We start from the raw sequence: 23,103 nt of genomic DNA on the forward strand, positions 1-23,103 counted from the left end.
AGCTCTTCGAGCAGGGGGTACCCCCACAGGCGCGAACGGGGGTCTGGGGGCGGAGCCCCCAGTCTCGGGAAGGGGCGGGGTGGGGAAAGAACCACCGGACGCACCCTCACCCGCAGGGCGGGGAGCCCGGGTGTCAGCGGGCCTCCGTAGACTGGACCGCGTGAGTCAGCAGCCCCCGCCCAGCGACCCCAGCGACCAGCCGGAACCCGGCGACGCCTTCGACGACATCGTCGAGGAGGAGACGACCCGCGACCCCGACCTCGCGGTCATCGAGGCCGGCAGCCGCACCCTGCGCGCCCAGGCCGGCCCGCCGCAGGCCGACCCCGTACCGGCGCGCCCCGCCGACCCGGAGGTGGACAAGGCGCTGCGCGAGGTCGAGCAGGAGCTCGCCACCCGCTGGGGCGAGACCAAGCTGGAGCCGTCCGTGCAGCGCATCGCCGCGCTCATGGACGTCCTGGGCGAGCCGCAGCGCGCGTACCCGTCCATCCACATCACCGGCACCAACGGCAAGACGTCGACGGCCCGCATGATCGAGGCGCTTCTCGCCGCGTTCGACCTGCGCACCGGCCGCTACACCTCGCCGCACGTCCAGACGATCACCGAGCGCATCAGCCTCGACGGCGCCCCGATCACCGCCGAGCGGTTCATCGAGACGTACCACGACATCAAGCCGTACGTGGAGATGGTCGACGCGGCGCAGGAGTACCGGCTCTCCTTCTTCGAGGTCCTCACCGGAATGGCCTACGCCGCCTTCGCGGACGCGCCGGTCGACGTGGCCGTCGTCGAGGTCGGCATGGGCGGAAGCTGGGACGCGACGAACGTCATCGACGCCTCCGTCGCCGTCATCACGCCCATCTCGCTCGACCACACCGACCGCCTCGGCGGGACGACCGCCGAGATCGCCGACGAGAAGTCCGGCATCGTCAAGGAGGGTGCGACGGTCATCCTGGCGCAGCAGCCGGTGGACGCCGCACAGGTGGTGCTGAAGAAGGCCGTCGAGACGGACGCGACGGTGGCCCGCGAGGGCCTGGAGTTCGGCGTCACCGCGCGCGAGGTCGCCGTCGGCGGCCAGCTCCTGACACTGCGCGGCCTGGGCGGCGAGTACGAGGAGATCTTCCTCCCGCTGTACGGGGCGCACCAGGCGCACAACGCGGCGGTGGCGCTCGCCGCGGTCGAGGCGTTCTTCGGGATCGGCGCGCAGCACGCCCGCCCGCTGGACGTGGACACGGTCCGCAGGGCGTTCGCGTCGGTCGCGTCGCCGGGCCGTCTGGAGGTCGTACGGCGCAGCCCCACGGTCGTGCTGGACGCCGCGCACAACCCGGCGGGCGCGCTGGCGGCGGCCGAGGGCATCCAGGAGGCGTTCGACTTCTCGCGGCTCGTCGGCGTGGTCGGCGCGAGCGGCGACAAGGACGTCAGGGGCCTCTTGGAGGCCTTCGAACCGATCTTCGCGGAAGTCGTCGTCACGGCGAACTCCACGCACCGCGCGATGGACCCGGACGCGCTGGCGGCGGTCGCCGTGGAGGTCTTCGGCGAGGACCGGGTCGTCGTCGAGCCGCGCCTGGACGAGGCGCTGGAAGCGGCGATCACCCTCGCGGAGGAAGAGGGCGAGTACGGGGGAGCGGGCGTCCTGGTGACGGGTTCGGTGATCACGGTCGGCGAGGCCCGGCTGCTGCTGCGCGGAAGGGGCTGAGGAACCGGATGCGTACGCTCTGCGCCTCGACACTGATCGGCGAGTTCTTCGTGATCGCCTTCGCGGGTCTCGTCGCGATGAAGGACGACAGCCTGTCCATGGGCACGGTGTGGACGGTGTGCGGCATCGCGATGCTGCTGTCGGTCCTGCTGTGCGGGATGATCACCCGCCCGGGCGGTGTGCAGCTCGGCTGGGCGCTCCAGATCGCGCTGATCGCGAGCGGCTTCGTGGTGCCGATCATGTTCTTCCTGGGCGCGGTCTTCGCGGGCCTGTGGTGGGCGTCGATCCACTTCGGCCGCAAGGTCGACGAGGCGAAGGCGAAGTGGGCGGCCCAGGCGGAGAGCAGCGGCTCCTCGGCTTAGACCGCTGTCAGTGGCGCGTGCTTCACTATGCGTGGCGCCCGCTTCCTCATGCTCCCCGCCTCTGCGGGGTTGGTCCCGGCTTGCCCTTCTGCTCGCCGTGATGCTGGTCGTGCTCCCCGCTGCTGCGGGGCCTTGCGAGGGGCGGGTGCCGCCTTTGCAGTCACACCCGGTAACCTCTGCCGGAACCGCACCCCCGGCCTGCAAGGAGCCGTACATCATGACCCAGCGCACCCTCGTCCTCCTCAAGCCGGACTGTGTCCGCCGTGGCTTGGTCGGCGAGATCATCGGCCGTATCGAGCGCAAGGCCGACTGGGGCATCACCGCGCTGGAGATGCGCACCCTGGACCGGTCAATCCTGGAGCAGCACTACGCCGAGCACGTCGGCCGTCCTTTCTACGAGCCGCTCGTCGCCTTCATGTCCTCCGGCCCCGTCGTCGCGCTCGTCGTCGAGGGCGAGCGCGTCATCGAGGGTGTCCGGCAGCTCGCCGGACCCACCGACCCGATCGCCGCGGCGCCCGGTTCCATCCGCGGCGACTTCGGCACGATCGTGCGCGAGAACCTGATCCACGCCTCGGACTCGGAGGAGTCCGCCATTCGGGAACTGAAGATTTTCTTTCCCGGCATTTCCTGACCTGGCGTCAGCCATACAGCGCTCATGACCTGGGGCGACCGATGGAATTTCGGTCGCCCCCGGGCATATGGCGGGGCCGGCCGGGAACGCATCCGTCCGACACCTCGTCACCTATACAGAGGCGGACCACCGCGCCGTGTTCGCGTCAGCGGCACTACGATGGAATCCTCCGCTCCACACGATCCAGCGCGCCGTCCTGAGAAGCCGTCAACGCTCTATTGGGAAGGCCTGACGCTCCTCATGGGAAACAAGGGGAACTCAATGTCGTTCATCGGCCGTGACATGGCTGTCGACCTCGGGACCGCCAACACGCTGGTGTACGTCAGGGGTCGCGGCATCGTCCTCAACGAGCCGTCGGTCGTCGCCATCAACACCAACACCGGTGGAATCCTGGCGGTCGGCGCAGAGGCCAAGAAGATGATCGGACGGACCCCCGGCAACATCGTCGCCGTACGGCCGCTGAAGGACGGCGTGATCGCCGACTTCGAGATCACGGAGCGCATGCTCCGCTACTTCATCCTCAAGATCCACAAGCGTCGTTATCTGGCCCGCCCGCGGGTCGTCGTCTGTGTGCCCTCCGGCATCACCGGCGTCGAGCGCCGCGCCGTCATCGAGGCCTCCACGCAGGCCGGCGCCCGCCAGGTGCACATCATCGAGGAGCCGATGGCCGCCGCGATCGGCTCCGGCCTCCCCGTCCACGAGGCCACCGGCAACATGGTGGTCGACATCGGCGGCGGCACCACCGAGGTCGCCGTCATCTCCCTCGGCGGAATCGTCACGGCACAGTCCATCCGGGTGGCCGGCGACGAGCTGGACAACGCGATCATCCAGCACATCAAGAAGGAGTACAGCCTCCTCCTCGGAGAGCGCACCGCCGAACAGATCAAGATCACCATCGGTTCGGCGCACGACCTCGGTGAGGACGAGCACACCGAGATCCGCGGCCGCGACCTGGTCTCCGGGCTCCCCAAGACCGTGGTCATCTCGGCCGCCGAGGTCCGCAAGGCCATCGAGGAACCCGTCAACGCGATCGTCGACGCCGTCAAGACGACGCTCGACAAGTGCCCGCCGGAGCTGTCCGGCGACGTCATGGACCGCGGCATCGTCCTCACCGGCGGCGGCGCCCTGCTGCGCGGCCTCGACGAGCGGCTGCGCCGCGAGACCGGCATGCCCATCCACATCGCCGAGGACCCGCTCGACTCGGTGGCCCTCGGCTCGGGCAAGTGCGTCGAGGAGTTCGAGGCGCTCCAGCAGGTCCTCGACGCCCAGCCCCGCCGATAGCGCGCACATGATCAGCCGTACGGGTGCTGACGGACCCGTACGGCTGATCGTTGGTATAACGGCACAAACATTCCTACGAGGAAGGCACGGCCGCCCCACGTGAGGGACACGAAAGAGAGCCGGCTGCTTCTGGCGCTGCTGGTGGCCATCGCGTTCGCGTTGATCACGGTGGACATCCGCGGGGGTGAGGACTCACCGGTCGACGGAGCCCGGCGGGCCGCCGCCACCGTCTTCGGCCCTGTCGAGAACGGTGTCGCGTCCGCCGTCGACCCGATCGGCAACGCCATCGCGGCCGTACGGGACTCAGACGAGCGTCACAACCGCATCGCGCGGCTGGAGCGCGAGAACGCCGAGCTGAAGGCCAGGCTCGGCAGCGACGACCGCCACCGCAACCGCCTCCGTGAACTCGACGGCATGCTGAAGAAGGCGGGCGCCGGACAGTACGGCATCAAGGCGGCCGAGGTCATCGCCATAGGAGCCGCGCAGGGCTTCTCCTGGACCGTCACCATCGACGCCGGCTCCGCTGACGGCATCCGGCGCGACATGACCGTGCTCAACGGCGACGGCCTCGTCGGCCGCGTCACCACCGTCGGCCCCTCCACCGCCACCGTGCTCCTCGCCAACGACCCCGACTTCACCGTCGGCACCCGGATAGAGCGCACCAACGAGCTGGGCTTCGCCACCGGCCAGGGCGCCCGCCCGCTGTCCGTGCAGCTCCTCAACGGCAAGGCCAAGGTGAAGCCCGGCGACCGGCTCGTCACCTTCGGCTCCCAGGCCGACCGCCCCTTCGTGCCCGGCGTCCCGGTCGGCGAGGTCATCCGCGTCGACCCGTCCAGCGGCGACCTCACCCGGCGGCTCTTCGTCCGCCCGTACGCCGCGTTCAGCCGCCTCGACATCGTGGGCGTCGTCGTCCAGCCGCCCCGCACCGACCCGCGCGACATGGTCCTGCCCCCGAAGCCGACGCCCGCGCCGACCGTCACCGTCACGGTCACCCCGTCCCCCGACGGCCAGGAGCCGCAGGGCGAGCAGGACGGCCCGATCACCGCGCAGCCGGAGCCCGGCGTGACGACCGGCCGCCCCGACGCCACGTCAGGCCCCACCGCGACCACCGGCCCCGACGAGCCCACCGGCCCCGACGAGCAGGAGCAGGAGTAGTCCCATGCGTTTCAACCGGATCCTGCTCTCCAGCACCCTCGTCGTCGTCGCCCTCGTCGTCCAGGTCACCGTCCTCGCCCGCCTCCACCTCCCCGGCGCCGTCCCCGACCTGCTCCTGCTGACCGTCCTCGGCCTGTCCTTCGTGTACGGACACGTCAGCGGCGCCCTCGTCGGCTTCGGCGCCGGCCTCCTCGCCGACCTCGCCCCGCCCGCCGACCACGCAGTCGGCCGCTACGCCCTCGTGCTCTGCGTCATCGGCTACGTCGCGGGCCTCACCAAGCCCGAGAACGGCCAGCTCCGCTCCGCGACAGGCCCCATGGCGATGGTCGTCGCCGCCGCCGTCGGCTCCACGCTGCTGTACGCGGGCGTCGGCGCCCTCGTCGGCGACACCGGCGCCCGCCACGTCGGCCTGACGTCGCTGATCCTCACCGCCGTCATCTACGACCTGCTGCTCGCCCCCTTCACCGTGCCGCTCGTCATGTGGCTGGCCCGCCGCGCCGACAACGACCCGCTGGCCGAGTCCACCGCGGGCGGCACCGACGTCGCGTCCGGCTGGATGCGCTCCGGCACCGGCCTGCGCATCGGCAGCCAGCGCGGCAGCGGCTTCGGCGGCAGCGGCCTGCGCGGCGGGCTCCGCGCCAGGGCCGCCCGCAGCCGCGCCGCCCGCGCCGCCCGCATCAAGGGGGTCAAGCGGCTGTGACCGTACGCCGTCCAGGGGAGGGACCGTCGTGAGCAATATTCCCGAGACCGGACGGACCCCGCGCGTCCAGATCCGGCTCATCGTCATCCAGGTACTCGTCTTCTCGCTGCTCTTCACCCTCCTCGGCCGGCTCTGGTACCTCCAGGTCCGCAACGGCCAGGAGTACACCGACGAGGCGAAGAACAACCACGTCCAGCGCGTCGTCCAGCCCGCCGTCCGCGGCTCCATCCTCGACGCCCGCGGCGTCCCCCTCGCCGACAACGAGACCCGCCTCGTCGTCTCCGCGTCCCGCACCGAACTCATGCGGATGAAGGACCGCGGCAAAGCCGTCCTCACCCGCCTCGCCGGCGTCCTCGGCATGACCCCCAAGGAGGTCATGGACAAGGTCAGGCTCTGCGACTCCAAGACCCCCCAGCCCTGCTGGAACGGCTCCCCCTACCAGCCGATCCCCGTCACCGACGAGGCCACCACCCAGCAGGCCCTCCAGATCCGCGAACGCGCCGAGGACTTCCCCGGCATCACCGCCGAACCCACCGCCGTACGCCGCTACCCCGCCCCCGGCAAGGCCCGCACGTCCCAGGTGCTCGGCTACCTCTCGCCCGTCACCGACGAGGAGATCGAGAAGGCCAAGGACACCGACTCGCCGTTCCTCCGCTCCGACCAGGTCGGCCGCTCCGGCCTGGAGCGCACCTACGACAAGTACCTGCGCGGCAAGGCCGGCGTCACCCGCTACGAGGTCGACAACCTCGGCCGCGTACTCGGCGAGGCCGAGAGCAGCCCCGCCGTGCCCGGCTCCACCGTCGTCACCAGCATCGACGCCCGCGTCCAGGCCGTCGCCGAGTACGAGCTCCACCAGGCCATGGAGACCGTGCGGAAGGAGACGGACCGGGTCACCGGCCGCCCGTACGAGGCAGACGCGGGCGCCGTCGTCGTCATGGAGTCCAAGACCGGCCGCGTCGTCGCGATGGCCTCCCAGCCCGACTACGACCCCAACGTCTGGGTCGGCGGCATCTCCGCCAAGGAGTACGCCCACATGACGGGCAAGAACTCCAACTACCCGCTCCTCAACCGGGCCATCCAGGGCCAGTCACCCGCCGGCTCCGTCTTCAAGGTGGTGTCGGCGAGCGCGGCCGTACGGGCCGGCTACCCCTTCGACGGCCGCTACAACTGCAGCGCCTCCTACAGCCTCGGCGGCCGCAGCTTCGCCAACTTCGAGTCCAAGGGGCACGGCCCCATCTCCCTCGGCGACGCACTCAAGTACTCCTGCAACACCGTCTTCTACCGCCTCGGCCACCAGGAGTGGCAGCGCGACGGCGGCCTCAAGCCGAAGAAGAACGCCCACGACTGGTTCTACCGGACCGCCCACGACTTCGGATTCGGCTCCGAGACCGGCATCGACCTGCCGAACGAGGTCACCGGCCGCATCCCCGACCGCCAGTGGAAGCAGAGGTTCTGGGAGGCCAACAAGGACTCCTGGTGCAAGCAGGGCAAGAAGGGCGGCAGCTACGTCGAGCAGATCGCCTACGAGAGCTGCCTCGAAGGCAACCAGCTCAAGGCCTTCGACAGCATCAACTTCGCCATCGGCCAGGGCGACGTCCTCATCACCCCCATCCAGCTCGCCACCGCCTACGCCGCCATCAGCAACGGCGGCACCCTCTACGAACCCACCATCGGCAAAGCCGTGATCAGCCCCGACGGCAAGAAGGTCCAGGAGATCAACCCCAAGGCCCGCGGCAGGCTGCCCGTCGACGCCCAGACCATCAAGGACCTGGACAAGGGCCTGCGCTCCGTCGTCGAACCCGGAGGCACCGCCGCCTGGCGGTTCACCCAGGTCGGCTGGCCGAACGACAAGATCCCGATGCGGGCCAAGACCGGCACCGCCCAGGTCTACGGCAAGCAGACCACGTCCTGGTTCGCCACCTACACCGACGACTACACGATCGTCATGACGATCTCCCAGGGCGGCACCGGCTCCGGCGCCTCCGGCCCCGCCGTACGCAACATCTACGACGCCATCTACGGCCTCGACGACGAAGGCAACCAGGACCTCAAGCGGGCCCTGCTGCCCAAGCCGCAGAAGGACCTGCCGAAGATCCAGCCCGACGGCTCCATCGAAGCGCCCACCATCAAGCCGTACGACCCCGAAGCGCAGAAGCCCAAGGGCGAGGCCGGACAGGAAGACGGACAACCGGGCCTCGCCGGCCCACCGGTCTGGAGGGACTGACCGACCGCCATGCCCGGAAACAAGACGTTCTCCGTCCCCCGCTACGCCCCCGAACCCGGCGGCCTGTGGGCGAAGCTCACCGCCCGCGACTCCGTGGTCCGGCGGCTCGACTGGCCGCTGCTGTTCTCCGCCGTCGCCCTCTCCCTCATCGGCTCGCTGCTCGTCTGGTCCGCGACCCGCAACCGCACCGAACTCACCCAGGGCGACCCGACGTCGTTCCTCTTCAAGCACCTGCTCAACACCAGCATCGGCTTCGCCCTGATGGTCGGCACGATCTGGCTCGGCCACCGCACCCTGCGCGGCGCCGTCCCGGTCCTCTACGGCATCTCCGTCGTCCTCGTGATACTGGTCCTCACCCCGCTCGGCGCCACCATCAACGGCGCCCACGCGTGGATCGTCCTCGGCGGCGGCTTCTCGCTCCAGCCGTCCGAGTTCGTCAAGGTCACCATCATCCTCAGCATGGCGATGATGCTCGCCGCCCGCGTCGACGCCGGCGACCAGCTCCACCCCGACCACCGCACCGTCGCCAAGTCCCTCGTCCTGGCCGTCATCCCCATGGCCATCGTCATGCTGATGCCGGACCTCGGCTCCGTGATGGTCATGGTCGTGATCGTCCTCGGTGTGCTCCTCGCCTCCGGCGCGTCCAACCGCTGGATCTTCGGCCTGATCGGCGCGGGGATCTCCGGCGCCGTCCTCGTCGCCGTACTCGGCGTCCTCGACGAGTACCAGATAAACCGCTTCGCCGCCTTCGCCAACCCCGAACTCGACCCGGCGGGCGTCGGCTACAACACCAACCAGGCCCGTATCGCCATCGGTTCCGGCGGCCTCTACGGCGCCGGCCTGTTCAAAGGCCACCAGACCACCGGCCAGTTCGTCCCCGAGCAGCAGACCGACTTCATCTTCACCGTGGCGGGCGAGGAACTCGGCTTCGTCGGCGGCGGAGCGATCATCGCCCTCATCGGCGTCGTCCTGTGGCGCGCCTGCCGCATCGCCCGCGAGACCACCGAGCTGTACGGCACGATCGTCGCCGCCGGGATCATCGCCTGGTTCGCGTTCCAGTCGTTCGAGAACATCGGCATGAACCTCGGCATCATGCCCGTCGCCGGTCTGCCCCTGCCGTTCGTGTCCTACGGAGGATCGTCGATGTTCGCCGTATGGGTGGCGATCGGCCTCCTCCAGTCGATCAGGGTCCAGCGACCCATAACGGCATAACGCCGTCTCACCGCATCGGGCCGTCCTGGACTAGATTCGGTTCATGGCGGACACGAAACGCGAGATCGAGCGGAAGTACGAAGCCACCACCGACACCCGAGTGCCGGACCTCACCGAGGTCCGCGGTGTCTCCCGCGTCGTCGACGCGGGCACCGCGGACCTCGACGCCGTCTACTACGACACCCCCGACCTGCGCCTCGCCGCGCACTCCCTCACGCTCCGCCGCCGCACCGGCGGCAACGACGCCGGCTGGCACCTCAAGCTCCCCGTCGCCCCCGGCGTACGGGACGAGATACGCGCCCCCCTCGGAGACGACGTCCCGCGCGGCCTCGCGGGCCTCGTCCGCGCCCGCACCCGCGGCGAAGACCTCGTCCCCCTGATGCGCCTCCTCTCCTCGCGGGACGTCCACCACCTCGTCGACGCCGACGGCGCCGTCCTCGCCGAGCTCAGCACCGACACGGTCCGCGCGGAACGCCTCACGGACGGCGGAGGCACGGCGGAATGGGCCGAGATCGAGGTCGAGCTCGCCGACGGCGCGGACGTCTCGCTGCTGGACGCGGTCGACACACGCCTCCGCAAGGCCGGCCTGCGCCCGGCGGCCGCCCCCTCCAAACTGGCGAGAGCCCTGGAGGAGACCGGCACCGCCCCGCCCGCCCGCACCCCGTCCCCGTACGAGACGGCGGGCGACCACGTCCTCGCGTACCTGCGCGAACAGGTCGACACGCTGCTGGACCTCGACGCCGGCGTACGCCGCGACCAGCCCGACTCCGTCCACCAGATGCGCGTCGCCACCCGCCGTCTGCGCAGCGCCTTCCGCAGCCACCGCAAGGTCCTCGACCGCTCGGTGACCGACCCGGTCGCGGAGGAGCTGAAATGGCTCGCCGCCGAGCTGGGCGTCGACCGCGACCAGGAAGTCCTGGAGGAGCGTCTGCGCACGGCCCTGGACACGGTCCCGCGCCCGCTCCTCCTCGGCCCGGTCCGCGGCAGGCTCCGCCGCTGGTCCGCGGCCCGCCGCGCCGGCTCACGCGGCCGCACCCTGAAGGTCCTCGACAGCGCGAGGTACCTCCGCCTCCTGGACAGCCTGGACGCCCTCCTCACCGACCCGCCCCTGCGCCCGGCCGCCGCGAAGGACCCGGCGCGGGTCCTGGCGAAGGCGGTCCTGAAGGACCACGCGCGCGTAGCGGCCCGCGTCGAGCACGCCCTGTCGCTGGACCCGGGCAAGGACCGGGACGTGGCCCTCCACGAGGCGAGGAAGGCGGCCAAACGCGCCCGCTACGCCGCCGAACTGGCCTCCCCCGCCCTGGGCAAGCCCGCGAAACGCCTCGCCAAGCGCATGAAGGCCGTCCAGCAGGTCCTCGGCGACCACCAGGACAGCGTCGTCGCCCGCGAAGCCCTCCGAAACCTCGCCGCCCAGGCCCACGCGGCAGGCGAGTCCGCCTTCACGTGGGGGCTGCTGTACGCACGGGAGGAGTCGGCGGCGGCCGCCCGGGAGCGCGAGCTGCCGGACGTATGGGCGGAGGTCTCGGTGCGGGGCCTGCGGCCCTGACCGGCCGGGGGCGGCCCGCGAGCGGGTTACGCTTGAGAGTCGCCCCTTGCCCGCTCACGAAGGTTTCTCCGCGAAATGCCTGCCGAATCGGTCTTCCCGCAGCTCGAGGCCCTGCTCCCGCACGTGCAGAAGCCGATCCAGTACGTCGGCGGTGAGCTGAACTCCACCGTCAAGGATTGGGACAGCTGCGACGTGCGCTGGGCGCTCATGTACCCCGACGCGTACGAGGTCGGGCTGCCCAACCAGGGCGTCATGATCCTCTACGAGGTACTGAACGAGCGCGAGGGCGTCCTCGCCGAGCGCACGTACAGCGTGTGGCCGGACCTTGAGGCGCTGATGCGCGAGCACAAGGTGCCGCAGTTCACGGTGGACAGCCACAGGCCTGTGAAGGCTTTCGACGTCTTCGGCCTGTCGTTCTCCACCGAGCTGGGCTACACCAACATGCTCACGGCCCTCGACCTCGCCGGCATTCCGCTGGAGGCGAAGGACCGCGGGCTGGACGACCCGATCGTCCTCGCCGGCGGCCACGCCGCGTTCAACCCCGAGCCGATCGCCGACTTCATCGACTGCGCGGTCATCGGCGACGGCGAGCAGGCGGTCCTGGAGATCACCGAGATCATCCGCGCGTGGAAGGCGGAGGGCCGCCCTGGCGGCCGCGAGGAGCTGCTGTTCCGGCTGGCCCGGACCGGCGGTGTGTACGTCCCGGCGTTCTACGACGTGGAGTACCTCCCCGACGGCCGCATCGGCCGTGTCGTACCGAACCGCTCCGGCGTGCCGTGGCGCGTGTCCAAGCACACCGTCATGGACCTGGACGAGTGGCCGTACCCGAAGCAGCCGCTCGTCCCGCTCGCGGAGACCGTCCACGAGCGGATGTCCGTCGAGATCTTCCGCGGCTGCACCCGCGGCTGCCGTTTCTGCCAGGCCGGCATGATCACGCGCCCCGTGCGGGAGCGAAGCATCACCGGCATCGGCGAGATGGTGGACAAGGGGCTGGCCGCGACCGGCTTCGAAGAGGTCGGCCTGCTGTCCCTCTCCTCCGCCGACCACTCCGAGATCGGTGACATCGCCAAGGGCCTCGCGGACCGGTACGAGGACGACAAGATCGGCCTCTCCCTCCCCTCGACCCGCGTCGACGCGTTCAACGTCGACCTGGCCAACGAGCTGACCCGCAACGGCCGTCGCTCCGGTCTCACCTTCGCCCCCGAGGGCGGCTCCGAGCGCATGCGCAAGGTCATCAACAAGATGGTCTCGGAGGAGGACCTGATCCGTACGGTCGCCACCGCGTACGGCAACGGCTGGCGCCAGGTGAAGCTGTACTTCATGTGCGGCCTGCCCACCGAGACCGACGACGACGTCCTCCAGATCGCGGACATGGCGGCGAACGTCATCGCCAAGGGCCGCGAGGTGTCGAAGTCCAACGACATCCGCTGCACCGTCTCCATCGGCGGGTTCGTGCCCAAGCCGCACACCCCGTTCCAGTGGGCTCCGCAGCTCAGCGCCGAGGAGACCGACGCCCGTCTGGAGAAGCTCCGCGACAAGATCCGCGGCGACAAGAAGTACGGCCGCTCGATCGGCTTCCGCTACCACGACGGCAAGCCCGGCATCGTCGAGGGACTGCTGTCGCGCGGCGACCGCCGCATCGGCGCGGTCATCCGCGCCGTGTACGAGGACGGCGGCCGCTTCGACGGCTGGCGTGAGCACTTCTCGTACGACCGCTGGATGGAGTGCGCCGAGAAGACGCTGCCCGCGTACGGCGTGGACGTCGACTGGTACACGACGCGTGAGCGCACCTACGAGGAGGTCCTGCCCTGGGACCACCTGGACTCCGGTCTGGACAAGGACTGGCTGTGGGAGGACTGGCAGGACTCCCTCGACGAGACCGAGGTCGAGGACTGCCGCTGGACGCCGTGCTTCGACTGCGGTGTCTGCCCGCAGATGGACACGCACATCCAGATCGGCCCCACCGGCAAGAAGCTGCTCCCGCTCACGGTCAAGCAGTAGCGGCCATCAGCGGCGACACGGCCTGGCAGGAGTTCAGCGCAGGGCGCTGCGCTCCTGCCAGGCCGTCCACGGCACGTTCCAGGCGCCGAAGCCGTTGCCCGGTGCGACGACGCCCTTCGTGTCCCTGCCCTTGATCTCGAACGGGTCGCCGGGGCGGACCTGGGCGTAGAACCAGGCGGCGTCGGCGGTGCTCATGCCGATGCAGCCGGAGCTCCTATTGGCCCTGCCCATCCACCGGTCGTTCCAGGGAGCGGCGTGGGCGTACATGCCCGACCAGGTGAGCCGCATCGAGTAGTCGACCATCTTGTCGTAGGCGTCGCCGAGGCCCACGGTCTCGGAGTTCATGTTGATGGTGCCCTCCTTGGCCATCAGCACGGCGGTGCCGCGCCAGGAGCGCTTGTCGCCACCGGGGGTGCCGCCGGAGACCGGGATCGTACGGACCTCCCGCCCGTCGCGTACGAGGGTGAGCTGCTTGCGGTCGAGGTCCACCCGGACGATCTGGGCGGCGCCGACGGTGAAGGTGGTCGCGTAGTCGCGGACGAACCAGCCGCCGTCACCCGAGTCCGTGCCGTTGAGCTCGGCGGTCAGCGTGACCTTGGTGCCGGGCTTCCAGTACTCCTTGGGCCGCCAGTCGACCCGGTCGCGGCCGGAGTGGTCCTCCAGCCACGCCCAGGAGCCCTCGGTGCCGTTCGACGTGGTGAGCTTCAGCTGCCGTTCGACGGCGGCCTTGTCGGTGACCGGGTGGTCGAAGACGAGGGACACGGGCTGGGCGATGCCGACGGTGGTGTTCGCTCCGGGGCGCCAGTCGACCTTGTTGACCTTGTCGGCGCCGGCCGTGGTGAACGAGGACTTCGTCGTGTGCTTCCGTCCGGCATCGGTGGTCGTCACGGCGGTGACCGTGTAGGAGGCGCCCGGGACGGCCTTGCGGCGTGACGTCCAGCTCGCGCCGTCCGCGGCGAGTTCGCCGCCGAGGGCGCGGCCGTCCGCGTCGGTGACGGTGACCGAGGTGAGCCTGCCGCCCGACGCCGTGACCTCGACGGGCTCGCCGGCCCGGACGTTCTCGCCGCGAGGCGTCACCGTCACGGCCGCCGGACGGTCATCGGCCGCCGGCCGGCCGGCGGCCTTGCCGTCGGCGGGCGATGTGCCGGTTCCGGACGGCGAGGAACAGGCGGCGAGCGGCACGAGCAGTGCCACGACGGATGCCGTGCGTATACGTAGCTGGCCCAACGGAATGCCCCTGTCGCGAGTAGTGGTGGTACCCGGGACTGTAGAGCTGGGAAAAGCGCAGGTGAGGGGTGCTGCGGCTATGTGACGGCGACTGGAGGGGAACGGTCGTCGTCCGGTCACATTCGGCGCGCGGAGCGGTCACGGGCGGCTGTGAGCATCCTCGGTACCCCCGGGGATCCGGGGCGTTCCCCACAGAGAGGTTCTCCTCGTGTCAGCGCTGCTCGTGACGGCCGACCGCGGCCAGGAAACACCGCTGGGGCCGATCACCGCCGCCGCGTACCGCCGGTTCCTGGAATCCCCCGAGGGCGCGGCTTTGGGCGCCGCGTTCCTGCAGTGTCCGTCCTGGGCGGAGGTCAAGGGGGGCTGGCAGAGCCGGCTCGTCGGCTGGGGTCCTGAGCCCGCGGCCGGACGGCTGTCCGGCGTGGCGCTGGTGCTGCTGCGGCAACTGCCCGGTACGCGCAAGTTCTTCGCCTACCTGCCGGAAGGGCCGGTCGCCGACTGGGCCGACCCCGGCATCGACGCCTGGCTCGGCCCGCTGCTGCGGTATCTCCGCGAGGCGGGCGCGTTCGCGGTGCGGATCGGGCCCTCGCCCGCGTACCGCCGCTGGAGCGCGGCCAGGATCAAGTCGGCGACCGGTCAGGGGCGGCGGCTCGCGGACGTCCTCGCGAGCGAGGTGGACCCGCTGGGCACGGCCGTCGCCGATCGGCTGCGGGCGCGCGGCTGGAAGCGGTGCGGCGGCGAGGAGGACGGGGACGCGCAGCCGCGGCACGTCTTCCAGGTGCCGCTCACCGGCCGTACACCGGACGACCTGTGGGCCGGGCTCAACCAGGAGTGGCGGCGCAATGTGCGGCGGGCGGAGAAGTCCGGCGTTGACGTGGTCGTGGGCGGCGCGGCCGACCTGCCCGAGTTCTACCGGCTGCTGGAGATCACGGAGGAGCGGGACGGCTTCCGGCTCGGCCGGTCGCTCGCCTACTACGAGCGCCAGTACGCGGCCCTCAACGCGGAGGAACCGGGCCGGATGAAGCTCTACCTCGCCCGTCACGGCGGCGAGACGCTCGCCGCCCACACCATGGTCCGCGTGGGCCGCCGCGTCTGGTACCAGACGGGGGCCTCCGCGAACCACCGCCGCGAGGTCCGGCCCTCCAACCTGCTGCAGTGGCGGATGCTGCTCGACGCCCAGGCGCTCGGCGCCGACGTCTACGACATGCGCGGGGTACCCTCCACCCTCGACCCCGACGACCGCGCGCACGGGCTGCTGCGCTGGAAGCTGGGGACCGGCGGAGAGGTCGTCGAGACCCTGGGGGAGTGGGAGAGACCGTTGGACGGCCCGGCGAACCACGCGCTGTACCGCGCGTTCCAGACGTATCTGGCGCGCCGGTGACGGCGGCGCACACCACGACGGCCGCGTCCGGTGGGACGGCCGCGTCCGGCGGGACGGTCACACCCGGAGGGACGGTCACACCCGGAGGGACGGTCACGCCCGGTGGGACGCCCGCGTCCGACGGGATGGTCACGCCCGGCGCGCCGGCGCCGTCCCGGGCGCCGTCCGTGCTGCGCAGCGGCTTCGTCATGGCCGCAGGGTCGGTCGTGTCCCGGGCGACCGGGTTCGCGCGGTCCGCGGTCGTCGCCGCCGCGATCGGCGTCGGCACGGTCGCCGACGGGTACGCCGTCGGCAACTCCCTGCCCACGATCGTCTACATGCTCCTGATCGGCGGCGCCCTGAACGCCGTGTTCGTGCCCGAACTCGTCAAGGCCGCCAAGGAGCACGAGGACGGCGGCGCCGCCTACACCGACCGGCTGCTCACCGTTTGCGTGCTCGCCCTGCTGGCGCTCACCGCGGGCGCGGTGTGGGCGGCGCCCGCGATCGTCGACGCGTACACCGACTACCCGCCCGGCCAGACCGCCATGACGGTCGCCTTCGCACGCTACTGCCTGCCGCAGATCCTCTTCCTCGGGCTGTTCACACTGCTCGGCCAAGTGCTCAACGCCCGTGGGCGCTTCGGCGCGATGATGTGGGCGCCCGTCCTCAACAACGTCGTCGTCATCGCCGTCTTCGGCCTCTACCTCGCGGTCTTCGCCACCGGCGACGGCGGCACGCTCGGCGCCGCCGAGACCGCGCTGCTCGGCTGGGGCACAACGGCGGGCATCGCCGTCCAGGCCCTCGCCCTGCTGCCCGCGCTGCGCGCGGCCCGCTTCCGCTACCGGCCCCGGTTCGACTGGCGCGGCAGCGGGCTCACCCGGCCGCTGCGGAACGCCGGCTGGCTGGTGCTGCTGGTGCTCACCAACCAGGCCGCGTACTGGGTCACGACCCGGCTGGCCACGGCGGCGGGTCTGCGCGCGGAGGCGGCCGGCGTCGACGGCGGCGCGGGGTTCAGCGCGTACAACAACGCCTATCTGCTGTGGGCCGTGCCGCACGGGATCATCACGGTGTCGCTGATGACCGCGCTGCTGCCCCGGATGAGCTCGGCCGCCGCCGACGCGGACACCGCGGCGGTGCGGCGCGACGTGTCGTACGGCCTGCGGACCAGCGCGGCGGCCGTCGTCCCGGCGGCGTGCGCGCTGTTCGCCCTCGCGCAGCCCGTGATGGCGCTCGTCTTCCAGTACGGCGAGACGGACGCGGCCGCCGTGGCTGTCATGGCGGGCACGCTGATGGCGTTCGCGCCCGGGCTGATCGCCTTCAGCGGGCAGTACGTCCTCTCCCGCACGTTCTACGCGCTGTCCGACACTCGCACCCCGTTCCTGCTGAACCTGGTGATCGCGGGCCTCAACGCGGGCCTGTCGGTGGTGGCGTACGTCGTGCTGCCCGCGCGCTGGGCGGTGACCGGCATGGCCGGCGGGTACTCGCTGGCGCTGTGGGCGGGCTGGGCCGTCACGGCCCTCGTCCTGCACCGCCGCCTGGCGGCGGCGCGGGCCGTGCCGCGCGACGAGGGCGACGAGGGCGACGGGGGCGACGAGGGCACGCCGCGCGGGCCCGCCCTCGTGGCACAGGCGCGGCTGCTGGTCGCCGCCGTGCCGGCGACGGCGCTCGGGTACGGCGCAGCCCGCTGGGCCGATGCCGGCGGGGCCGTCGCGTCCGCCGCGGCCGGGGCGACGGCGATCGCCGGCGTGTTCGTCCTGCTCGCCCGGCCGCTGCGGCTCACCGGGATCGACGCCCTCGTCACCGGCGCCGTCGCGCGGCTGCGCCGCCGCCGTTCATGAACCCGGCTCGGCACCGGACCGCCTCCGGCCCTTCCGCCCCTTCCCACCCTCTGGATACTGTGCGCATGCCTCGTGTACTCCTCATCGAAGACGACCCCTCCGTGCGCGAGGGCGTGGAACTCGGCCTGCGCCGCCGCGGCCACGAGGTGCGCACCGCCGCCACCGGAGAGGCGGGGCTCGCCGCCCTGCGCGAGTTCCGGCCGGATCTGCTGCTGCTCGACCTGATGCTGCCCGGCATGAACGGCGTACAGGTCTGCCGCCGGGTGCGGGAGGACAGCCAGCTGCCGATCATCATGCTCACCGCCCGCGGCGACGACTTCGACGTCGTCGTCGGCCTGGAGGCCGGTGCCGACGACTACATCGTCAAACCCGCCCGCACCGAGGTGATCGAGGCCCGCATCCGGGCCGTGCTGCGCCGGATCGAGGAACCCGGCGGCGGGCGTCCCGCCGTCGAGTTCCACGGCGAGCTGGCCATCGACCGGGCCGGGCTCACCGTGGCGAAGAACGGCGAACGCCTCGCCCTCGCGCCGTCCGAGATGAAACTGCTCCTGCACCTGTCCGCCGCGCCCGAACAGGTCTTCAGCCGCCAGCAGTTGCTGGAGCACGTGTGGGAGCACAGCTACCACGGCGACTCCCGGCTCGTGGACGCGTGCGTGCGGCGGCTGCGCAACAAGATCGAGGACGTCCCGGGGAGCCCGCGCTACATACAGACCCTGCGGGGCTTCGGCTACCGCTTCGGACCGCTGTGAGCCTCCGCCCCGCGCGGCCGCGCGGGCAGTCGGGAACCACCGGTGAGCGGCGCCGTCCCTTCGGCCTGCGCACCCGCCTCGTCCTGGCGTTCCTGCTGGTGGCCGCCGTCAGCGCGGGCACGACCGCCGCACTCACCTTCCGGGAGGCCCGCACCGCGGTCCTGAAGACCGCGCAGGACACCGCCGTCTCCTCCTTCCGCGCCCAGGTGAGCAGACTCGACGTCGTCCTCTTCCAGCATCGGGACATGGACGAGAAGCGGAACCTGCTGCGCGCCATCGCCCGCACCGGCAAGCCGCGCCCGTGGTACGTCTACGCCGAATACGGCTCGCTGCGCGTCTCCTCCGCGACCAGCCCCACGTCCACGGTGATCACGCCCGAACTGCGGCGCAGGGCCCACTCCACCCTGCACGGCAGCTTCGAGCGGGTCGTCAAGGGCGGGGTGCCGTATCTGACCATCGGCATGCCGGTCGCGTTCGAGACCGGCGGGAACAGGGTCCTGCCGTCCGGGGTCGTCCTGTTCGCGGTGATGCCCATGCCCGACGAGCAGGCGAACGTGGACGCGCTCGTCGCCGCCGCCCGGGACGGCGCGCTGCCGGGCCTCGCCGTCGCCCTGGTGCCCGCGCTGATCGCCGCGCGCAGTGTGCTGCGCCCGGTGCGCGACCTGCGCAGGGCCGCCCAGTCCATGGGCAGCGGCCGCCTCGACACGCGGATCCCGGTGCGGGGCAGCGACGAACTGGCCGACCTGGCACGGACGTTCAACGCGTCCGCGGGCCATCTCGAACACTCCGTGGGCGAGCTGCGCCAGGCGGAGGCCCGCGCCCGCCGCTTCGCCTCCGACGTCTCGCACGAACTGCGCACCCCGCTGGCGGGGATGCTCGCCGTCACCGAGGTCCTCGACGAGGACGCCGACGGCCTCGACCCCGACACCGCGCGGGCGGTCCGGCTGATCAGCGCGGAGACCGGCAAGCTCGCGGTGCTCGTGGAGGACCTGATGGAGATCTCCCGGTTCGACGCGCGCGCCGCCGAGCTGCACACCGACGAGGTCGATGTCGCGCAGACCGTCCGCAAGACGCTGGAGCAGCGGCGCTGGACCGACCGGGTCAGCGCCGACCTGCCGGACGGCATCCGCGCCCGGCTCGATCCGCGCCGCCTCGACGTCGTCGTCGCCAACCTGGTCGGCAACGCGCTGCGGCACGGCGGCGCGCCCGTCACCGTACGGCTGCGCACCGCCGTGGGAGCGGACGGGGCGGGACAGCTGGTCATCGAGGTCTCCGACCGGGGGCCCGGCATCCGGCCGGACGTCCTCCCGCACATCTTCGACCGCTTCTACAAGGCCGACGCGGCCCGCACCCGCTCGGCCGGCAGCGGCCTGGGCCTGGCCATCGCCATGGAGAACGTACGCCTGCACGGCGGCACCCTTCGCGCCGCGAACGGCCCCGACGGAACCGGCGCCGTGTTCACGGCCGAGATGCCACTGCGCACAGGCGAGGCACCGGCATGACCGGCACACGGCGCGTGCGGACAGCGGTCGTCGCCGCCGTCGCGGCGCTGTCGCTCGGCGGCTGCGGGATCCCCGAGACGGACGTCGTCGCGGCGGGAGACCCCGCCACCGTCAAGGTGGTCCCGCACCCGAACACCGGGCTGCTCCTGTTCCTCAGGTCGCCCTCCGGGGAGTTGACGCCGGTCGTCCGCTACCAGGACACCGGTGCCGGCGACTTCGAGGAGTCGGGCGTGTCGACGGCCGCGTCCTGGATGGTCGCCGCCCTCTTCGCCGGGCCGCAGCCGCACGAAGCCGAGGCCGGACTGACCGACGGCCTGCCCGACATGCCCTTCGAGGGTGTCACGCGGGTCATGCCGCGGCCGGGGGGCGGGGTGGAGGCGACGCTCCCGATCGCGCTCGCCGGCCTCGACGACCTGGCCCTGCGGCAGCTGGTGTGCACGATCGCGTTCGCCGAGGACGCCTCGGGCCGCGTTCCGGTGCGTCTGCGGGGGACCGACACGGCACGGGCGCCGGCCGTCTGCGACGCGGACGTCGACGGCCGCGTCGCGTAACGCCTGAGCAACGGCCCGTCCCCGGGGAAACCCGCAGGACAGGCCGTGGCGTCATGCCGGGCATGGACCTGGAGAAGCGCCCGGCAGGGCGACCGACGGAGCGGCCGACGGAGCGGCCGCGTCCCCGGCCCCCCGAGGCCGAGGGGTGCCTCGTCACGGCCGTCAGGATGCCGGTGCGGATCGTGGTGCTGGTCGTCGTCGTACCCGTACGGATGGTGTGGGACGCCCTCGCCCTGTGCGCGCGGACGCTCGACCGCACCGTGCTGCGCCCGCTGGGCCGCGTGCTGGTCGTGATCCCGCTCACGTGGCTCTGGCGGCAGGCGCTGGCCCCGCTGGGGCGTGGCGTCGCGTGGCTGGCCGGGGCACTCGTCACGTACGGGGTCGTCGCGCCCGCCCGGTGGCTGTGGCGGTGGGTGCTGGCTCCGTGCGGGCGTGGCGTCGCGTGGCTGGTGGGCGCGCTGCTCACGTACGGGGTCGTGCGGCCCGCCGGCTGGCTGTGGCGGTGGGTGCTGGCCCCGGTGGGGCGTGGCGTCGCGTGGCTGGTCGCGGCGCTGGCGACGTACGGCGTGGCGGTCCCCGCCCGGTGGCTGTGGAAGTGGGTGCTGGCCCCGCTGGGGCGCGGGCTCGCGTCGGGTGTCCACACAGCCTTCACCGTCATCTGGGTGCTGGCCCCGCTGGGGCGCGGGCTCGCGTGGCTGGTCGCGGCGCTCGTCGCGTACGGGGTCGTCGTGCCCGCCCGCCGGCTGTGGCGGTGGGTGCTGGTGCCGGCGGGGCGGGGGCTCGCCTGGCTGGCGCGGGTGCTGGTCGTTGTACCGGCCCTCGCGCTGTGGCGGTGGGTGATGGTGCCGCTCGGGCGGGGGCTGGTGGTCGTCGCCCAGGAGGTCGCGGACGCGCTCGGCGTCGCGTGGCGGGCCGCCGGGTACGTGTCGCGGGCCGTCGGGCGCGGACTCGCCTGGCTGGCCCGGCAGTTGGTGGTCCGCCCGGCCGCCTGGGCCTACCGCGCCGTGTGCACACCCGTCGGGCACTGGGTGCGCGACAGCCTCTGGGCACCGGCCCGCGCCGCCGGCCGCGCCGCGCGTTCCGCCTCTCGCGCCGCGCTCTCCGCCGCCCGCGACACGCTGCGCCGGGCACGCGCCGACGCCTGGCGGGCACTGGTCGGCGGGGGCCCGGTCGCGCGGCCCGCGGGAGAGGGTTCCCGTCCTGCGCGTACCCTGGGGGGTACAACGACCGCTTCCGGCGCGGTGCCCGCCCCCGAGGTCTCCCCGCACGAGCAGGGATGATCCGGGCAGGTCCCCCGGGAGCGCCCACCGCATCCGTGGGCGGAGCGCGACCGCGCCCGCCCCGCACCGAGGAGAAGAACCACTGGGCAAGCGACAGCCCGAAGGCCCGCCGCCCGCACCGGCGGTGCAGCGCATCCGTCTGCGCTACACCAAGCGCGGCCGCCTCCGGTTCACCAGCCACCGCGACTTCCAGCGTGCGTTCGAGCGCGCGCTGCGGCGCGCCGAGGTGCCCATGGCGTACTCGGCGGGCTTCACGCCGCACCCGAAGGTCTCCTACGCCAACGCCGCACCCACCGGCACGGGCTCCGAGGCCGAGTACCTGGAGATCGCGCTCACCGCGCGGCGCGACCCCGGCACGCTGCGGGAACTGCTCGACGCGTCCCTGCCGGACGGCCTCGACGTCGTCGACGCCGTGGAGGCCCGTACGTCGGGGCTCGCCGACCGGCTCACCGCGTCCGTGTGGGAGCTGCGGCTCGACGGCGTCGGGCTCGCGGAGGCCGAGCAGGCCGTGGCCGCGTTCCTCGCGGCCGAGACGGTCGAGGTGCAGCGGCGGACGAAGAACGGTCTGCGGACGTTCGACGCCCGGGCCGCCGTGTCCGGGCTGGAGGCCGTTCCCGTGCCCGCTGATAGGCCGGTGGACGGCCCCTGTGCGATACTGCGGCTGGTTGTTCGGCACGTGACACCTGCCGTACGGCCCGACGACGTCCTGTCCGGTCTCCGCGCTGTGGCCGACCTGGCGCCGCCCGTCCCCGCAGCGGTGACGCGGCTGGCGCAGGGGCTCTTCGACGAGGAGTCCGGCACGGTGACCGACCCGCTCGCGCCCGACCGCGAGGCAGTCACGGCCGCCCCTTCCGAGGCCGCCGGATCCGCTGTCGCGACGGCGCCGGAAGGTGCAGGTTCCGCGTAGGAGCGGTCGTCGTAGCGCGGCCCTGGTACTCGGGAGCCACCTGGGTCGGGTCGCGTACAGACACAACAGACTTTCGCCAGGCCGTACGCACAAGGTGTACGGAACCGGCGAGCCAGACATACAGCTCCCGTGCGGCGCCCGCGCCCCGGACGGCGGCCATCGCGCATCGCGCGGTGCGGCGGCCGGACCGGACCCAGACGCGGCGCCCGGGAGCGTGACGGGAGAACCGCCCGCATGCTCGAGCCGAACGAAACCGGCACCGCCGGTATCAACGAACAGAACAACGACAGCCCCAGCGACACGCTGCCTCCGCGCCGTCGTCGCCGTGCCGCATCCCGCCCCGCGGGCCCGCCGGTCACCGCGGCCGCCGAGAGCGCCAGGAGCGAGACGGTCACCGAGACCGTGACCGCGTCCGCCGCCCCGAACCCCGGACCGGCGGAAGCCGCACCCGCCGGCGATGTCGAGACGACCGAGGCCGCCGCCCCGGCCCGTACGCGCCGCCGCGCCACCCGCAAGGCCACCGCGCCCGCGGCGGAGACCGGTACCGCGGCGGAAGCCGAGACGGTCACCGAGGCCGGGACCGAGGCGGCTCCGGCCGCCCGTACGCGCCGCCGGGCGACGCGCAAGGCCACAGCGCCCGCCGTCGAGACGGCGGAGGCGGCCGAGACGGCCGAGACAGCCGAGGCCACTGCGGCCGAGCCCGCTCAGGCCGCCCCCGAGCCCGCTCAGGCCGCCCCCGAGCCCGCCGCTGCCGAGGCCGCCGCCCCCGAGCCCGCCGCTCCCGCCCGTACGCGCCGCCGTGCCACCCGTAAGAGCACCGCGCCCGCTCCGGCCGAGCCCGCCGCCGCCGAAGCCGAGGAGCCGCAGGCCCCGGCCCCGGAGGCCGA

At 72.4% G+C, this 23,103-nt stretch carries 18 protein-coding genes and 1 pseudogene; 18 read left to right on the forward strand and 1 reads right to left on the reverse strand.

The window, feature by feature from the left end:
- Positions 1-160 precede the first annotated feature (160 nt).
- From HTZ82_RS03845 to HTZ82_RS03890, 10 genes are all read left to right on the forward strand, one after another.
- The gene (locus tag HTZ82_RS03845) at positions 161-1,690 is read left to right on the forward strand and encodes a folylpolyglutamate synthase/dihydrofolate synthase family protein (RefSeq protein WP_175407833.1); all 1,530 of its coding nucleotides are present in this window, start codon (positions 161-163) and stop codon (positions 1,688-1,690) included.
- An 8-nt stretch (positions 1,691-1,698) separates the two neighbouring features.
- Complete coding sequence (locus tag HTZ82_RS03850; protein ID WP_175407834.1) at positions 1,699-2,052, forward strand: DUF4233 domain-containing protein; 354 nt, start codon at positions 1,699-1,701, stop codon at positions 2,050-2,052.
- A gap of 217 nt (positions 2,053-2,269) precedes the next feature.
- Complete coding sequence (gene ndk / locus HTZ82_RS03855; RefSeq protein ID WP_175407835.1) at positions 2,270-2,683, forward strand: nucleoside-diphosphate kinase; 414 nt, start codon at positions 2,270-2,272, stop codon at positions 2,681-2,683.
- A gap of 261 nt (positions 2,684-2,944) precedes the next feature.
- A complete protein-coding gene (locus HTZ82_RS03860; RefSeq protein ID WP_175407836.1) occupies positions 2,945-3,964 on the forward strand; it encodes a rod shape-determining protein in 1,020 nt (339 codons plus the stop codon).
- Positions 3,965-4,063: 99 nt separating this feature from the next.
- A complete protein-coding gene (gene mreC / locus HTZ82_RS03865; protein WP_175407837.1) occupies positions 4,064-5,119 on the forward strand; it encodes a rod shape-determining protein MreC in 1,056 nt (351 codons plus the stop codon).
- A 4-nt stretch (positions 5,120-5,123) separates the two neighbouring features.
- Positions 5,124-5,819 carry a rod shape-determining protein MreD gene (gene mreD, locus HTZ82_RS03870; protein WP_175407838.1) on the forward strand — a complete coding sequence of 232 codons (696 nt, stop codon included), beginning with the start codon at positions 5,124-5,126 and terminating at the stop codon, positions 5,817-5,819.
- 28 nt (positions 5,820-5,847) lie between these two features.
- On the forward strand, positions 5,848-8,043 hold the full coding sequence (mrdA, locus tag HTZ82_RS03875) for a penicillin-binding protein 2 (protein ID WP_175407839.1): 2,196 nt from the start codon (positions 5,848-5,850) through the stop codon (positions 8,041-8,043).
- A 9-nt stretch (positions 8,044-8,052) separates the two neighbouring features.
- Entirely contained in the window at positions 8,053-9,255 is a 1,203-nt protein-coding gene (gene rodA, locus HTZ82_RS03880) for a rod shape-determining protein RodA (protein WP_175407840.1), read from the forward strand.
- 43 nt (positions 9,256-9,298) lie between these two features.
- Positions 9,299-10,801 carry a CYTH and CHAD domain-containing protein gene (locus HTZ82_RS03885; protein ID WP_175407841.1) on the forward strand — a complete coding sequence of 501 codons (1,503 nt, stop codon included), beginning with the start codon at positions 9,299-9,301 and terminating at the stop codon, positions 10,799-10,801.
- 75 nt (positions 10,802-10,876) lie between these two features.
- A complete protein-coding gene (locus HTZ82_RS03890; RefSeq protein ID WP_175407842.1) occupies positions 10,877-12,802 on the forward strand; it encodes a TIGR03960 family B12-binding radical SAM protein in 1,926 nt (641 codons plus the stop codon).
- Between the two features lie 33 nt (positions 12,803-12,835).
- Here the strand turns inward: HTZ82_RS03890 and HTZ82_RS03895 are convergent, their stop codons facing one another.
- Complete coding sequence (locus tag HTZ82_RS03895) at positions 12,836-14,029, reverse strand: Ig-like domain-containing protein (protein WP_175407843.1); 1,194 nt, start codon at positions 14,027-14,029, stop codon at positions 12,836-12,838.
- Between the two features lie 208 nt (positions 14,030-14,237).
- Between HTZ82_RS03895 and HTZ82_RS03900 the strand changes: the two genes are divergently transcribed.
- The 8 genes and pseudogenes from HTZ82_RS03900 to HTZ82_RS03935 all read left to right on the forward strand — a co-directional run.
- Entirely contained in the window at positions 14,238-15,410 is a 1,173-nt protein-coding gene (locus tag HTZ82_RS03900; RefSeq protein WP_175407844.1) for a peptidoglycan bridge formation glycyltransferase FemA/FemB family protein, read from the forward strand.
- A gap of 125 nt (positions 15,411-15,535) precedes the next feature.
- The gene (gene murJ, locus HTZ82_RS03905) at positions 15,536-17,227 is read left to right on the forward strand and encodes a murein biosynthesis integral membrane protein MurJ (protein WP_175407850.1); all 1,692 of its coding nucleotides are present in this window, start codon (positions 15,536-15,538) and stop codon (positions 17,225-17,227) included.
- Between the two features lie 65 nt (positions 17,228-17,292).
- Positions 17,293-17,976, forward strand: a complete 684-nt coding sequence (locus HTZ82_RS03910; protein WP_175407845.1) for a response regulator transcription factor — start codon at positions 17,293-17,295, stop codon at positions 17,974-17,976.
- A complete protein-coding gene (locus HTZ82_RS03915) occupies positions 17,973-19,478 on the forward strand; it encodes a HAMP domain-containing sensor histidine kinase (RefSeq protein ID WP_175407846.1) in 1,506 nt (501 codons plus the stop codon). The genes HTZ82_RS03910 and HTZ82_RS03915 overlap by 4 nt, the downstream gene beginning before the upstream one ends.
- Positions 19,475-20,029, forward strand: coding sequence for a hypothetical protein (locus HTZ82_RS03920; protein ID WP_175407847.1), 555 nt, complete (start codon positions 19,475-19,477; stop codon positions 20,027-20,029). The genes HTZ82_RS03915 and HTZ82_RS03920 overlap by 4 nt, the downstream gene beginning before the upstream one ends.
- Positions 20,030-20,082: 53 nt before the next feature.
- The gene (locus HTZ82_RS03925) at positions 20,083-21,309 is read left to right on the forward strand and encodes a hypothetical protein (RefSeq protein WP_175407848.1); all 1,227 of its coding nucleotides are present in this window, start codon (positions 20,083-20,085) and stop codon (positions 21,307-21,309) included.
- A gap of 124 nt (positions 21,310-21,433) precedes the next feature.
- Positions 21,434-22,216 (forward strand): TIGR03936 family radical SAM-associated protein, encoded by a 783-nt coding sequence (locus tag HTZ82_RS03930; protein ID WP_175407849.1) that lies wholly within the window; start codon positions 21,434-21,436, stop codon positions 22,214-22,216.
- Between the two features lie 234 nt (positions 22,217-22,450).
- A pseudogene (locus HTZ82_RS03935) lies at positions 22,451-23,103 on the forward strand (ribonuclease E/G); the annotation flags it as partial.

This window comes from Streptomyces sp. TRM64462 (assembly GCF_013362995.1).
Classification (GTDB): domain Bacteria; phylum Actinomycetota; class Actinomycetes; order Streptomycetales; family Streptomycetaceae; genus Streptomyces.

Bases quoted from the DNA above. Each gene is read 5' to 3' on its own strand.
- HTZ82_RS03920 (WP_175407847.1), top strand. From the start codon at position 19,475: ATGACCGGCACACGGCGCGTGCGGACAGCGGTCGTCGCCGCCGTCGCG.
- ndk (WP_175407835.1), top strand. From the start codon at position 2,270: ATGACCCAGCGCACCCTCGTCCTCCTCAAGCCGGACTGTGTCCGCCGT.
- HTZ82_RS03890 (WP_175407842.1), top strand. From the start codon at position 10,877: ATGCCTGCCGAATCGGTCTTCCCGCAGCTCGAGGCCCTGCTCCCGCAC.
- HTZ82_RS03885 (WP_175407841.1), top strand. From the start codon at position 9,299: ATGGCGGACACGAAACGCGAGATCGAGCGGAAGTACGAAGCCACCACC.
- HTZ82_RS03910 (WP_175407845.1), top strand. From the start codon at position 17,293: ATGCCTCGTGTACTCCTCATCGAAGACGACCCCTCCGTGCGCGAGGGC.
- mreD (WP_175407838.1), top strand. From the start codon at position 5,124: ATGCGTTTCAACCGGATCCTGCTCTCCAGCACCCTCGTCGTCGTCGCC.
- rodA (WP_175407840.1), top strand. From the start codon at position 8,053: ATGCCCGGAAACAAGACGTTCTCCGTCCCCCGCTACGCCCCCGAACCC.
- murJ (WP_175407850.1), top strand. From the start codon at position 15,536: ATGGTCACGCCCGGCGCGCCGGCGCCGTCCCGGGCGCCGTCCGTGCTG.
- HTZ82_RS03850 (WP_175407834.1), top strand. From the start codon at position 1,699: ATGCGTACGCTCTGCGCCTCGACACTGATCGGCGAGTTCTTCGTGATC.
- HTZ82_RS03860 (WP_175407836.1), top strand. From the start codon at position 2,945: ATGTCGTTCATCGGCCGTGACATGGCTGTCGACCTCGGGACCGCCAAC.
- HTZ82_RS03925 (WP_175407848.1), top strand. From the start codon at position 20,083: ATGCCGGGCATGGACCTGGAGAAGCGCCCGGCAGGGCGACCGACGGAG.